General features: G+C 31.8%; 12 protein-coding genes and 1 pseudogene. 7 read left to right on the top strand and 6 right to left on the bottom strand.

All coding sequences use genetic code 11. The features are described 5' to 3' along the window. Positions 1–31: 31 nt before the first annotated feature. Both MBM09_RS01380 and MBM09_RS01375 read right to left on the bottom strand, forming a co-directional pair. Positions 32–1,513: a SusD/RagB family nutrient-binding outer membrane lipoprotein gene (locus MBM09_RS01380; RefSeq protein WP_238675057.1), complete on the bottom strand. Its 1,482-nt coding sequence runs from the start codon at positions 1,511–1,513 to the stop codon at positions 32–34. Positions 1,514–1,526: 13 nt separating this feature from the next. Continuing rightward, entirely contained in the window at positions 1,527–4,661 is a 3,135-nt protein-coding gene (locus MBM09_RS01375) for a SusC/RagA family TonB-linked outer membrane protein (protein WP_238675056.1), read from the bottom strand. Positions 4,662–4,918: 257 nt separating this feature from the next. On the opposite strand from MBM09_RS01375, the gene MBM09_RS01370 reads away from it, so the two are divergent. From MBM09_RS01370 to MBM09_RS01345, 6 genes are all read left to right on the top strand, one after another. Then, entirely contained in the window at positions 4,919–6,193 is a 1,275-nt protein-coding gene (locus tag MBM09_RS01370) for a D-alanyl-D-alanine carboxypeptidase/D-alanyl-D-alanine-endopeptidase (RefSeq protein ID WP_238675055.1), read from the top strand. A gap of 107 nt (positions 6,194–6,300) precedes the next feature. Next, complete coding sequence (locus MBM09_RS01365) at positions 6,301–6,723, top strand: OsmC family protein (protein ID WP_238675054.1); 423 nt, start codon at positions 6,301–6,303, stop codon at positions 6,721–6,723. 9 nt (positions 6,724–6,732) lie between these two features. Beyond that, the gene (gene recJ / locus MBM09_RS01360; RefSeq protein WP_238675053.1) at positions 6,733–8,424 is read left to right on the top strand and encodes a single-stranded-DNA-specific exonuclease RecJ; all 1,692 of its coding nucleotides are present in this window, start codon (positions 6,733–6,735) and stop codon (positions 8,422–8,424) included. 62 nt (positions 8,425–8,486) lie between these two features. Continuing rightward, positions 8,487–8,846: a DUF6686 family protein gene (locus MBM09_RS01355; protein ID WP_238675052.1), complete on the top strand. Its 360-nt coding sequence runs from the start codon at positions 8,487–8,489 to the stop codon at positions 8,844–8,846. A gap of 21 nt (positions 8,847–8,867) precedes the next feature. Further along, positions 8,868–10,136: an MFS transporter gene (locus MBM09_RS01350; protein WP_238675051.1), complete on the top strand. Its 1,269-nt coding sequence runs from the start codon at positions 8,868–8,870 to the stop codon at positions 10,134–10,136. Positions 10,137–10,180: 44 nt separating this feature from the next. Next, positions 10,181–10,840, top strand: coding sequence for a peptidoglycan-binding protein (locus MBM09_RS01345; protein WP_238675050.1), 660 nt, complete (start codon positions 10,181–10,183; stop codon positions 10,838–10,840). A 1-nt stretch (position 10,841) separates the two neighbouring features. Here MBM09_RS01345 and MBM09_RS01340 read toward each other — a convergent pair whose 3' ends face one another. Together MBM09_RS01340 and MBM09_RS01335 are read right to left on the bottom strand one after the other, a co-directional pair. Beyond that, complete coding sequence (locus tag MBM09_RS01340; RefSeq protein ID WP_238675049.1) at positions 10,842–11,594, bottom strand: UDP-2,3-diacylglucosamine diphosphatase; 753 nt, start codon at positions 11,592–11,594, stop codon at positions 10,842–10,844. A 124-nt stretch (positions 11,595–11,718) separates the two neighbouring features. After that, the gene (locus tag MBM09_RS01335; RefSeq protein ID WP_238675048.1) at positions 11,719–12,174 is read right to left on the bottom strand and encodes a 6-carboxytetrahydropterin synthase; all 456 of its coding nucleotides are present in this window, start codon (positions 12,172–12,174) and stop codon (positions 11,719–11,721) included. A 110-nt stretch (positions 12,175–12,284) separates the two neighbouring features. Here MBM09_RS01335 and MBM09_RS01330 point away from each other — a divergent pair. After that, positions 12,285–12,914, top strand: a pseudogene (locus MBM09_RS01330) (2OG-Fe(II) oxygenase). A 107-nt stretch (positions 12,915–13,021) separates the two neighbouring features. Here the strand turns inward: MBM09_RS01330 and MBM09_RS01325 are convergent. After that, the gene (locus MBM09_RS01325) at positions 13,022–14,356 is read right to left on the bottom strand and encodes an MATE family efflux transporter (RefSeq protein WP_238675047.1); all 1,335 of its coding nucleotides are present in this window, start codon (positions 14,354–14,356) and stop codon (positions 13,022–13,024) included. Then, a complete protein-coding gene (locus MBM09_RS01320) occupies positions 14,353–14,853 on the bottom strand; it encodes a GNAT family N-acetyltransferase (RefSeq protein ID WP_238675046.1) in 501 nt (166 codons plus the stop codon). The genes MBM09_RS01325 and MBM09_RS01320 overlap by 4 nt, the downstream gene beginning before the upstream one ends. Between the last annotated feature and the right edge of the window lie 36 nt (positions 14,854–14,889).

Genomic DNA, 14,889 nt, shown 5'->3' with positions numbered 1-14,889 from the left:
GGTTATTTTTAAAAATACTTTTACTTCTATTTTATTGTTGCCACCAAACAGGAGTTACAGGTGTTTGCTGATTAGCTTCAACAACACTACTATTTCTGTTTAATTCGGTAGAAGGGTATGAAGCTCTTGTAAACCACTCGCCAGCATAGTCACCATCAGAATCTTCTTCTTCACGTATTGTTAAACCGGTAAACACTTCATCAGAAAAATTATAACGTCTATAATCCACAAAAGTTTCTGGATTTAAGAAGTTATGAATGTACTTTTCTTTCATGATATGGTGTAACATTAGCGAACCTTCTCCTACATCAATAGCTGTATCCGCCATATAATCGGTGCCGTCTGCTCCAAACATTTCCATGCTAGCAGCAATACCATCCATGTAAGCCGTATATGCTTCGGTTGTAGAACCAACGCTTGTAGTTGTTCCTCCATTAGCTAAAAAGGCTGCTTCAGCTTTAATAAACAAAGCTTCAGCATAAGTAATTAATACAATAGGAGAGTCTATGCTTGTATAGTATCCTCCTTCAACGAATTGAACATTTCCATCAGTATCATCTGGAGCTAAACCACCGCCTCCACTAACAAATCCTTTCCATTCTGCTTCACCGCTGTTATCTGCATGAATAGACAGTCTTGGGTCAATTTCAACACTTCCACTTTCAAAAGGATAATAGTCTCCATTCATAGAACTCACAAATTGGCTAGCTATATCATTATGAAAATTCCCTGTATTTCTGGCTAGTATTTCTTGAGAATACCAAGGGTTAATGTTTTTATCATCAAAAAACATTTGAAAGTCATCATCATTTGAAGAAAAACCATTAGCGATAGTTGTTAATACATCACTAGCAGAAGTTTCCCCTTTATTAACTAAATGTAATTGATACCTTGCTTTTATTGTATAAGCTGCACGTAACCATTTACTTGTATCACCACCATAAATTAGATCTTCGCTACCAGGAACTATTCCAGAATTATCTGTTGTTTGTAATGCAGAAATGGCTCCATCTAATAAAGAAAAAATTTCTGTGTAAATAGATTGTTGTGAATCAAAAGATGGAAACAGATTTTCCTGACCAAAAGATGCTTCAGAATAAGGAATATTATCCCATGTATCTGCAGCAATCCCTAAATTTATGGCTGTTAAAATATCTGCCACTGCTGTGTAATGGATGGCTCCAACTTCATCTGCTTTTTCTTTTATTGTTTTTAAATTTGGCAACGCATACAAATAAATGCTTGACCATAGGCCACTGGCGGTTGTTTCTCCAACGGCTGTTCCTCCTTGTCCTACAAAGTATTGTGTGTAATTACCAAAAGCTTGTTCACCTGAATATAGTTGTCCATACATGGTTCGGTATATTACTGGAGCTAATAAATCACTTATTCTTAATTGCTTTGGTTCTGCTGTTCCAGAAGGTGTATTTACATCAAAATAACTTTCACTACATCCGGTTAGCCCGACAATAAGTAATGTTATAAATACAGTTTTTATTATATTTTTTTTCATCATTTTATGCTTTTTAAAATCCTAGTTTAACACCGAATGAATAACTCTCACTTATAGGAGTACTTAAACCTGTAAACCCATATACATTACTACCAGCACTGTATTGATTTCCTTCAGGGTCGTATCCGTCCCAAGGAGTCCAAATCAAAATGTTTTGAGCACTTACAGAAACCGATAGGTTGTCTAAATGAAGGGTTTCTAATATGTTTCCTTGAAAATTGTATGAAAGACCAATGTTACGTAATTTAACCCAAGAGGCATCTTGAACTAAAATTTCTGATGCTCTATTATAGCGAGTAGAACTTCTGTAGTAATTTTGATCAATTAAAACTTCTTGATTGTTTGTAACAAAACCTCCATTACCATCATCCATAACACCATCTAAAACGGTGGTGACATCTCTAAATTCAGTAACTCCTAAAATTCCATTTCTAAGCCCATTACGTCTTCCAGAATCATATAAGTCGCCTCCTTCTTTCCATTCTAATAAAAAATTAAAACTTAGGTTTTTATAACTTAGGTTGTTACCTATTGATGCAATAAAATCAGGAAATGCATTTCCAACCTTTACTCTTTCTTCAAGGTCAACACGTGGCAACCCATCATCACCTATATAGCGTTCTCCATTTTCATAAACCCATTTGTAACCATATAATGTACCTAGTTTATCACCATCCCTAATCTCTGAAGTTACACCAGCAAAACCTGCGTCGGCGAAAATTAGACTTTCAATATCTTCTGGTAATGACAACACTTTACCTTCGTTGGTAGACCAGTTTAAAATAGTTTCCCAAGTAAAGTTTTCGGTTTTAATAATATTTGCTGACAATAAAAGTTCATGACCAAAAGTTTCAAAGTCACCAGCGTTTCTAACAATTCCTGATAAACCTGTTGAATAAGCTGTACCTTGAGTAAAAATTTGATCTTTAACTCTTGTTTTATAGTAAGCATAATCTAAACGGACCTTGTTATTAAAGAAGCGTAAGTCTGCACCAAATTCTATTGAACGATTCCTTTCAGGTTTAATATTAGTGTCTCCAAGAAGCGTACTTGCTCTATAGCCACCCGCGCCTCCAAAAGGAAAGTTACCATCAACAATAAAGTATTGACCAACTTGCCCAAAAAGTGGGCCTTTTCCAACTTCGGCCCATGACGCTCTTAATTTACCAAAGGTGAAGAAATCACTGTCTTTATCAAATAAGGCGTTTACATCGTAAGCTAAACTTACGGATGGGTAAAAGAAAGAACGATTTTGTTGAGGTAGTGTAGAAATCCAATCATTTCTACCAGTAACGGTTAAAAACAGTTTGTTTTTGTAATCCATTTTTAACTCACCAAAAACACCTACATTTCTTAATTGTGTTATACTATTACCACCAAAGGTGTTTATAGTATTTGCTAAATCATTAATACCAGGTACATTTAAGGTTTCACCTCTTACAAACGAATAATCGCGTTTTGAATCGGATACTTGATTTCCAAGGGTTAGTGTTGTTTTAAAATCTTCAGACCATTCTTTTGTTAATGCAACTAGTAAGTTTGATTCTAATGCTAAAAAATTGATATTTTGATTTACAATAAATCCACCAACTTGCGTTCCAGTATCTAAATCTGGCGGAATAAATCGATTTCTTTTATCTGAGTAGTTGTCAACTTGAGCTGCATAAGTAACATTAATCCAATCTTTTGGAGCCCAATTTAAAGTTATGTTACCAACCCACCTGTTTACATCATCAGTTAATGGGCTTTTTTCTAAGAAATATCTAGGGTTATCAATTACCCCAAATGAATAATTTCTTTGAGAACCATTGGTATTTTGGTAATCATTTATAGGGAAAGTACCAGAGTAATAAGATAATGAGCTAAACACAGATTTGTCACCTCCATTAGCTCTATTGCCTCCAGCGTTGGTGTAGGCTATAGATGTGTTAATATTAAAATCATCTGTTACTTTGTATCCACTTTTAAATCTAAGAGTTGTTTTATTATAATCAGTATTAGGTAATACACCTTCTTCGCTATTATTACCTACAGAAAAGAAATAATCTAATTTATCACTAGCACCACTTATGTTGAAATTAACCTGAGTGTTAACTCCAGTTCTAAATAAATCATAAGGGCTATAAAATTGATCTCCAGATAAATCAACAACTGTATCATCATCTAAAGTGGCGGAGTTATCAGAATATTTAGGCCCCCAAGAATAAAATGATGTGCCACCTAACCTAGTAAACCCACTATCTGTTTCAGGAGTGTATAGTGTTCTTGGTAAGCCACTAAACCCTTCACGGTATGTAGTTTGTAAGTCTGGAGTCTTATTTATGTTTCTAAATGAAGTAGATGCTGTAATGTTAATTTTGGCCTTCCCACTTTTTCCTTTTTTTGTGGTTATAATTATAGCACCATTTGCAGCTCTAACACCGTATAATGCTGTTGCTGCCGCTCCCTTTAGCACGTTAAAACTTTCAACATCTTCAGGGTTTATATCTGCAGCCCTGTTTGTAAATGAAAACTGTTCTGCGCTACTAGGGGAGTTAGAACCTGCACTTGGTAGAACACTGCCAGCAAAGGTATCATTGTTTAAAGCCAGTCCATCAACAATTATTAAAGGCTGGTTATCTCTATCAGGATTCATGGATGTAATACCTCTAATTAAGATGTCAATTCCGCCACCTGATGTACCAGAAGTTTGGTTTATTTGGACACCAGCTACTCGACCTTGCAATCCGGCTATTGGGTTAGATTGGCCTGCGAGATTAATGTCTTCGGTTTTTACTTGGGTTACCGAATACCCTAATTCTCGGGTTTCTCTTTGAATACCAAAAGCAGTTACAACTACTTCGTCTAGACTATCAGTACTTTCCTCTAAACTCACATTTAATGTAGTGCCCTTTACTGTAATTTCTTTAGTTTTAAATCCTAAAAAGGAAAAAATTAAGACATCACCTTGTTTCGCTGAAATTTGATAGTTCCCATCAAAATCAGTTGAAGTTCCATTTTTTGTTTCTTTAACTTGAATATTTACACCTGGTAACGGAACGCTTGAAGCATCCGTAACAGTACCGATAACAGTTATGTTTTGAGAAAACAATAAACTAAATGCAGCTGTAAAAAAAACAAGAAAAGAGAGGGTAGTTTTTTTCTTCATATAAATCTAAGTTAGGGTTAATAGTTACTCAAATATATTGTTTTTTTATTGTTTTCCGATATTTTTTAAATTATTAATTGCAATTTGCGTTTTTTGTAAATAAATATTTAACAAATATGTTAAAAGAGTTAAAATTTTAATTGATTTATTAAATTAACAACTAAAAACTAAAAAGATTAATATAAAAGTCGCTATTATTAGTTAAATAATGAGTTTATTAAAAACAGTTATAAGGTTTTTAAACTAAATTTAATCCAATGTATATTTTAAGTAAAAGATTACTATTATTAATGCTAATATTTGCTTTTATATTTAGCTGTAAATCATCCTATATTAATAAAAATATTACTAAGAAAATTGAGGAAACTTTTTATAAAAATCAATTTACAGGGTTATTAGTTTATAATCCCAAAACAAACGATACAGTTTTTAAGTATAATGCCGATAAGTATTTCATTCCCGCAAGTAACACTAAAATATTTACACTCTATACAGCTTTACAATTTTTACCCAACGAAGTTCCGGCATTTAAATATGATGTAAAGAATGATACTATTTTTATACAAGGAACTGGCGATCCTACTTTTTTACACACTTTCTTTAACGATAGTACAGCTTTAAAAATGGTTAGAAATTATAAGAATGTGAAAATAGTTTTTAATAATTTATTGGACGAAAAGTTTGGACCTGGGTGGGCTTGGGAAGATTATGATACTTATTTTAGTCCTGAGCGAAGTAGTTTTCCAATGTATGGAAATGTAGTAACAATTAGCAATAAAGATAGTTTACAAAGTATTCCAAAAGCATTACAGCAAAACATTCAATATTCCCAATCACCAAAACGGAGAAATTATAACGATAACGTCTTTTTTTATAACTCTAAAAAACAAGATACTATAGAAGTTCCAATGGTCGTTGATACGCTGTTAATAGAAAAACTATGGCAAGATCTTTTACCAGGAAGAATATCAATATCTAATTTCACTGGAAAAAAAATGGAGCATATTGCTTATAGTATTCCATCTGATTCTTTATATAAACGAATGATGGAGGTCAGCGATAATTTTTTAGCAGAACAAATGTTAATTTTGGCATCTTCTACAATGTTTGACACTTTAAGCTCAAGTAAAATAAGAGAGTATATTTTGGACAATCAGTTAAAAGATTTAAAACAAAAACCACGTTGGGTGGATGGATCAGGGTTAAGTAGGTATAATTTGTTTACACCTACATCTTTTGTTCAAGTACTTACAAAACTCTATAATGAAACTTCAAAAGAACGTTTATTTAATTTGTTTCCTGTAGGAGGGACATCGGGCACTTTAAAAAAATACTATTCAGGAGGTTCAAAACCATATGTTTTTGCTAAATCAGGAACAGTTGGTAATAATTATTCATTAAGTGGTTATTTAATCACTAATTCTGGTAAAACTTTAATTTTTAGTTTTATGAATAATCATTATACCGAACCAACTGTTGAAGTAAAAAAAAGAATACAATCTGTTTTAGAGTGGCTCCGTGACAATTATTAATTAGCCAATTCTGCTTTTCATCTTAAAATCATAATAAACAGTAAGTTGATTTTATTTTTTAAATGGTATTTTTGATAACTAAAGAAACAAAAAATATTTCATAAAAAATGAAAAATCATATTACTACAACTTGGTTGGGCGACATGAAATTTGAAAGTACAAACCCATCTGGTCATAACTTATTTATTGATGCAGGAGAAGAAAACGGAGGTAAAGGAGAAGGTTACAGGCCTAAAGCATTAATGCTATCTGGTTTAGCAGGTTGCTCAGGTTTAGATGTAGCTTCTTTAATAAAAAAAATGAAATTAGAAGTTGATGATTTTAAAATTGAAATAGAAGCTAACTTAACCGAAGAGCATCCAAAATATTATGATAAAGTTGCTATGCATTTTCATTTTTATGGAAATGAGCTAAATGAGAAAAAATTACAAAGAGCAGTAGATTTATCTATTGAAAAGTACTGTGGTGTTATGGAGATGTTTCGTCAGTTTGCAGAATTAGAAATAGAAACTCATTTTCACAATAATTAAACCCAAATAATGCGTTGGACTTTAAAAGCTAAACCAGAAACGAAAGAAGTTAAAGCTTTAGAAGAAGCACTTCAAGTTGATGCTACTGTTGCAACATTATTGTTGCAGCGTGGTATTAAAACGTATGAAGAAGCGAAACATTTTTTTAGACCTAGTTTAAAGCATTTGCACGATCCATTTTTGATGAAAGATATGGATAAAGCAGTTGTACGCATTGAAGAAGCTATAGCAAATAAAGAAAATATTTTAGTGTATGGTGATTATGATGTTGATGGAACTACAGCTGTTTCTTTAATGTCATCCTACTTAAAAACCAAACATAATCTCGTTTACACCTATATTCCTAATAGATATGATGAAGGTTATGGTGTTTCATATAAAGGTATAAACTTTGCCTTAGAAAACGATTTTTCACTTATTATAGCACTGGATTGTGGAATAAAATCTGTAGATAAAGTAGCTCATGCTAAAACATTAGGGATCGATTTTATAATATGCGATCACCATAGACCAGGTGATGAAGTACCAGATGCAGTTGCTGTTTTAGACCCAAAACAAGAAGACTGTAATTATCCTTATAAAGAATTATGCGGTTGTGGAGTTGGTTTTAAACTCATACAAGCATTAGCATCAAAAGAAGGAAAAACAGCTGAAGATTTAACTGAGTATTTAGATTTGGTAGCTACTGCAATTGGAGCAGATATTGTGCCAATTGATGGAGAAAATAGAGTACTTGCCTATTTTGGATTACAAGTTATAAACTCAAATCCAAGACCAGGTATTAAAGCTATTCTTGAACAAGTTGAAAAAACAGAATTAACTATTACCGATGTTGTTTTTATAGTTGCGCCACGAATAAATGCTGCCGGACGAATGGAACATGGTAATTATGCAGTGACTTTATTAACAGAGGAAGAGAGTGATTTGGCAGAAAAGTATGCAGCTGAAATCAACAACTATAATCTAGAAAGGCGTGAAACAGATAAGCAAATTACAGAAGAAGCTCTTAATCAAATTAAGGAACAAAAAGAACAGGAACGTCTTACTACTGTTGTTTACCATGAAAATTGGCATAAAGGCGTTATTGGTATTGTGGCTTCTAGATTAACCGAAACCTATTATAGACCTACTTTAGTTTTTACAAGAAGTGGAGATAAGTTGGCGGCATCGGCACGTTCTGTAAAAGGTTTTGATGTTTACAATGCTTTAGAGGCTTGTAGTGAACATATAGAGCAATTTGGAGGGCATAAATATGCTGCGGGATTAACGCTTAAAGAAGAAAATTACGAAGCCTTTAAACAAGCTTTTGAAGATGAGGTTTCTAAAACTATTGATAGAAATTTGCTCACACCCGAAATACATGTTGATTGTAAAATAGATATTGACAATATTACTCCAAAGTTCTACAGAATTTTAAAACAATTTGCACCTTACGGACCAAGTAATATGACGCCTATTTTTATGACAAATAATTTAATAGATACAGGTTATGCTAAATGTGTTGGTGAAGACAAAACACATTTAAGGCTTACAGCTACGCAACCAAATACAAACAAAAGATTTGTTGGTATTGGTTTTAGTATGGCAGATAAGTTCGATATTGTATCAAATGGAAAACCATTTAAGGCAGTTTATTCTATTGATGAAAATGAATGGCAAGGAAAAGTAAGTTTACAACTTAAATTAAGAGATATTAAATAAAATAAGTTATTATTTAGAATTATTCTAAATAATGTTATATTTGACTAGTAAAACAGTCAGATATGGAAAACGATATTTACAAAATTTACCATAATAACATTGGTATTGCTTTTAAATGGAAATATACAAGCTTAAAACAAGCTCATAATAAAATTCAAATTGTATTTAGAAATATGGGTTTTTATTTAACTATAAAAGAAATAAAACAATTTTATAAAAAAGTTAATGATGCTAAAGATCCATTGCATTGCTCTTGCTGTAATAATGACCCAGAATCAAGAAATATTTTATTAAAAACACCTAGCGAAAAAGTAGATATTGCAGTTAACCAAAAGGAGTTATTTGAGGTTGAAGACTTAATTAAAGGAACATTATTTCAGTTAGATTTAGACAATTATTTAAATAATATTTGCAAAAACTAGCTTCTATTTTTCATTTAGAATATGGCAAAAACAGACCCTTACGCAGCATTAAGAATTAAAGAGTTTAATATATTTCTATTAGTTCGTTTTGTGTTGGTTTTTGGTTGGTCTATGCAATTTATTGTAATTGAGTGGCAAGTTTATAGCTTAACTAAAGACCCGTTATCACTTGGTATTATTGGTTTAATGGAAATTATTCCAGCGTTTACCATGGCGCTTTTTGCAGGACATATTGTAGACCAAAAAGAAAAACGAAATTTGTTTGCACTTTGTATTGCCGCCTTCTCTCTAATTAGTTTAGGTCTTTTTTTATTAACTACAGAGAAGGTTGTCCAGAATTGGTCAACAAAAACTATTTTATACTCTATTTATGCGCTTGTTTTTTTTGGGGGGTTTCTACGTTCCTTCTTCGGACCAATTATCTTTTCTTTAGTGGCCTTAATAGTTCCTAAAAAAATATACCCAAATGCAGCAACATGGAGTACTAGTACATGGAAAAGCGCCGCAGTTCTAGGTGCACTTTTTGGAGGGTTTTCAATTAGTTGGATTGGGGTAGGAAAAACATTATTGGTGGTTTTTGTTATGGTGGTTATATCATTCTTCCTGAATTTTTTAATTAAGAAGAAGCCTATTTTAAATAAAAAAGTTGGAGAACCTGTAAAAGAGAGTTTAAAAGTAGGTGTTCAGTTTGTATTCCAAAATAAAGCTATTTTGGGTGCTTTAACTTTAGATATGATTGCCGTTTTATTTGGAGGAACTGTTGCCATACTTTCGGTTTTTGCTCAAGATATTTTAAAAGTAGGCAGTGAAGGCTTTGGTATTTTAAATGCATCAATATCCATGGGAAGTATTGTAACTATGTTTGCCACAACGTATATTCCAATTAGTAAGAGTACTGGTAAGAAACTGCTAGTTTCTGTATTTATTTTTGGCATAAGTATTATTGCGTTTGGGTTATCCTCAATATTTTGGGTAAGTGTTTTAGCTTTATTTATAAGTGGTGCAGCCGATGGTATTTCGATGATTATTCGTCAAACCATATTACAAATAAAAACGCCTGATGATATGCGAGGTCGTGTATCATCGGTTAATTCTATGTTTGTAGGTTCTTCTAATGAGTTAGGTGCTTTTGAAAGCGGTTTAGCTGCAAAATTAATTGGTCCAGTTGCCGCAGTAGTTTTTGGAGGAACCATGACTTTAATTACAGTTTTTACAATTGGTATAAAAAATCCTGTGCTTAAAAATTTGGATTTAAGAGAAGATATGGAAGCCCACGAAAATGAAGAATAAGTAAGCATATTTTCATTTATATTTGTATTTAAACTCTAAGACCAATGAAAAAAATCCTAATTACTATTCTGGTTGTTATCATTTTGATTTTTGCATATAGCCAATATAAAGATTACCAAAGATTTCACCCAAACAATATAGATTATAAGATAAATGAAACCGTTGATTTAGACTATTACAATCAATCTGTTGTTTATAATTATTATGATGCTGTTGAAGCTTTAAATGGTTTTGTGTCTATGCAATGGAGCGCCAATGAGATTGATGTAAAATCTCCTGAAGATGATGATAGAGAAACGCAAATAGCCGTTAATGAATACGGTAAAAAGTTAGCAAAAGTAAAATACTATGAAGCTAAATTAGAGCAATCAAAAGCATTAAAAAACAAAGGGTTTTCTAATGAGGATATTAAAAATTATGAAGCTGAAGGTTTAACACTTCAAGCATACAATGATAAATTAAAAGCTGAAAAATTTAGAGAAAGATTGTTTTCAAACTTACCTGAAGCAAATCTTAGAAACGGGCAAAAAAGCGCATTTGTTTATGAAATTCAAAAACTTTTAGTAAACAAAGGTTATAAGATTGAGTTAGATGGTATTTTTAAAAATGCTACAATTAATGCTATAATGGATTTTGAAGCAAAAAATAATTTGTTTGTTGATGGTCAATTAGATGAAATGACGTTGGAAGCTTTGTTAAAGTAAATTAGAATTTTTTTAACTCAAAATGTTCTCCATTAAAAACACCGTATGTGTAATAAGTTATCCAATCACCAAGATTAATGTATTTTGATTTTTCATTCAGGTTAATTTCTAAAGGCAAATGTCTGTGTCCAAATACAAAATAGTCGCGATGTTCATCTTCTAATTTTCGTTTACAATATTTTGCTAGCCATTCGTTATTTTCACCTAAAAAATTAGTATCATCATCACCAGAAATAAGTTTATTTTTAACAGATAGGTATTGCGCTATTCGAACACCAATATCTGGATGCACCCATCTAAAAACCCATTTAAAGAAAGGGTTAGTAAACACTTTTTTCATGCGCTTGTAACCTTTATCTCCAGGACCTAAACCATCGCCGTGACCAATAAAAAAGGTTTTATTATTAAAGGTAAATTCTTGCGGTTTGTGATAAACAGGAATGTTAAGCTCTTCTTCAAAATAGCCATTCATCCAAAGGTCGTGATTACCCACAAAATAGTAGATTGGTATTCCAGAGTCGCTTATTTCGGCTAATTTACCTAGGGTTCTGGTAAATCCTTTTGGAACCACTGTTTTATACTCCATCCAAAAATCAAATAAATCGCCTAGTAAAAAAATGGCAGCGGCATCTTGTTTTACTTCATCTAACCAAGCCACAAATTTCTTTTCGCGTGGTAGAGAAGCTTCGTAAGTTGGTGCTCCTAAATGATTATCTGAAGCGAAATATATTTTTTTTCCTTTTGGAATTTGCATGTTGTAAATATAATATATTCCTGTAAAGACAAGAATATCTTTTTTGCGTTAGGGATTGCAGTGAAAATCCTTTTGCTTTTTTGCAAAAGATTGCAACGTAAAGCCCGACCCTTGTGGTAACGCCCTAAATATTATCGTAAGCAAACCATTCTGCAAAAGAACTTTCGGTTTCTTGCAGTTTTAAAGAGTGCAGGGAAACATGAGAAGGTAGGCGCTTTTTAATTTTTTTTGCAAAGTCTATAACCATCATTTCGCTTGTGGGTTGGTAATCTACTAAAAGCACATTATGACCGCGGTCTTGAAGCTCTTTTGCAAGCTCTACATGTGGTGTGTTTTTATTGAAAACCGTAGCGTGATCGAAAACATTTACTATTTCTTCTTTCACAATTTTTTTTAGGTCGCTAAAATCGATAACCATTCCAAATTTAACGTTGTTACTATCTGTTATAGGTGTTCCAATTACTGTAACCGAGAGTTTATAACTGTGCCCATGAACATTTTTACATTTTCCGTCATAACCATAGAGTGCATGACCGGTTTCGAAAGCGAATTGTTTTGTAATACGAATATGATTACTCATCAATAAAAAATTTAGACTACAAAGATATTCATTTTGTTTTACGAAAACATTTTTAGATTACATTTACGCACTTTTATCCAAGATGGATAGATGGTTTTTTATTTATAATTATGAGTCATCTATTTGAGGCAATTGATTTTGTTGAAAATGCGCTGTACGAAAAAATAATTTCTGATATAGCGCAACATCAATTTAGTATAATTGACGATTTTTTTTCTTTTGAAGAAGTTAATTTGCTAAGAGAATCACTTTTACAAAGACATACCGATGATGGTTTTAAAAAAGCCGCTATTGGTAATAAACTAAATGAAAACATAATTAAATCTATAAGAGGAGATTTGATTATGTGGATTGATGAAACAAAAGCAAACCAAAAAGAACAACTTTTTTTTAGTAAAATAAATAGCTTAGTTAATTACCTAAACAAAACCTGTTTTATGGGTATTTTACAAAAGGAGTTTCATTATGCTATTTATCCTAAAGGGACTTTTTATAAAAAACATATAGATACTTTTCAAAATGATGATAGACGTAAATTATCGTTTGTTTGTTATTTAAATTAAGAGGGTTGGTTACCAGAAAATGGTGGAGAGTTGGTTTTATATTTGAAAGCCGAAGAAAAGGTAATTTACCCTTTTCCAGGAAGAGTTGTAATTTTTGAGAGCCAAATTATAGAACACGAGGTAAAACCTGTTAATACCGAACGACTGAGTATAACAGGCTGGTTAAAAACACGATAATTATCGTCTTTTGTATCTGTTATAAAAATAGATAACAATTAAAACGATTGCCAGAATAAGAAACAATCTATTTCCCATATTATTTGTTTTTAAATTAATTGCTAAAGTTAGAGTTTTTCAGCTAGTGGTAAAAATAGTTGTCTAAATTTTATAATTAAAGGAATGCCTCTGGCAATAATCCAAAAAGTTAAAGCAATAAATATGGCGTGAAGTTTATAGTCTAAATAATCAAACCCAAATAATATAGGAATAAAAACTAAAAAGGTTGAAAACAGTAAGAGGTTTCTAAGGTATTTCATTTTACCCAAGCCTTTAAAAATGCCATCAAAAATAAAAGCTAAAGCACATAAAGGTTGCATAAGTAAAACAATATAAAAAATGGAGTAAAAGGCTTTTAAAACTTCAGGGTCGTTGGTGAAAATATTCCCAATAGGGAAATAAAAAACAGCTCCAATTGTTGCAGTAATGATACCTAAAACTACACCATATTTTATAAGTTTATTACTAAGAGAAATAAGCAATTTATACTCTTTGCCACCTAATAATTTCCCTGATAAAATATTACCAGCACTCGCATAACCATCAATAATAAAAGCACCAAGAAACCATAAGTTAATTGCAATGGTATAAGCTGCTATATATTTTGCACCGTAACTTGTTGCGAAAGCACTTGCAAAATATAATGTAACGTTTAATGCAATGGTTCTAATAAAAAGATTAAAAATCATTAGTATAAAACGATTAATTTCTTTGTTAAAGGGAAAGCTTAATTTTAAAGGAATAACTGTTTTTTTCAATAGATAATATGCTGAAAGTATAGCCATAACCAGTTGAGCAATAACACTGGCATACGCAGCACCTTTTATATTCATGGGCGCAATAAAACCATCAATTCCATATACTAAAATAACATCGAGTACAATATTTAAAAGAGCTCCAATAATGGCAATAATCATAGGATAATATGTGTTTTGCAAGCCTCTAAAAGCTCCAAAAACTGCAATTGTAAATAAGGTAAACGGAAAACCAAAAACACGAATTCTGTAATATTCTATACAATACTCTAAAATTAGGTTGGAAGCATTGTAAAGTTTAAAAATGCTTCTAGCAAAAGGATATGTGCCAATTATAATTAAGATACTTAAAGAGGTTATAATAAATATGGCTTGAGCGGGCAGGTTTTTTATTTTGTCTAATTTATTAGCTCCTACATATTGTGAAACAATTGATGAAATAGCGCTTCGTGTTTGTCCCAAAACCCAAATTAGCATCGATAAAAATGTGGTAACAATACCAACTGCCGCTAAAGATTCTGTAGCATTAACATCAATATTACCAACAATAGCAGCATCGGTTAATGATAATATAGGTTCTGATATCCCCGAGATTAACGCAGGAATAGCGAGTTTGTTTATATGTTTTAGGCTAATATTTGTACTCACAATAAAAGTTCGTAACAATAAAATGGGTGTTTGCTTTGTTTAGGGAAATAAATGTCTCCTAAACGCTTATATCCACGAAGTTCGTAAAATTTTTGGTTCCTTTTGTTTTGCGAAAAGGTATCTAATCTTACCGAAGCATAACTATTTTTTCTTCCATAAGTTTCGGCATAATCCATTAATTTTTGAGCGTAACCTTTTCCTTGTTGATCAGGATGAATAGCTAATCTATGAATGTAAATATTCTTGGAATTAGGAGTTAACCAGTTAATTGGAATATATTCTTCATCCATGAAAGTTGAAATAGTAATGCAGCCAATAATTGATTTTTCAGATTCTAAAACATATAGTTCATTACGTTCAACATCTTTTGTAAAAGCGGCTTTGCTAGGGTAAAATTCATTCCATTGATAAATGTTTTCACCAATCATTTTAGAAGCACATGCTTTGGTTATTTCAAGAAGTTTATTAATATCTGTAAATACAGCTTTGCGAATCATTCAAATATTTTACTTTTGCTTCAAATTTATTGTAAA

This window comes from Flaviramulus sp. BrNp1-15 (assembly GCF_022259695.1).
In the GTDB taxonomy this organism is placed as follows: domain Bacteria; phylum Bacteroidota; class Bacteroidia; order Flavobacteriales; family Flavobacteriaceae; genus BrNp1-15.
This window is presented reverse-complemented; position numbering and strand designations above follow the sequence as displayed.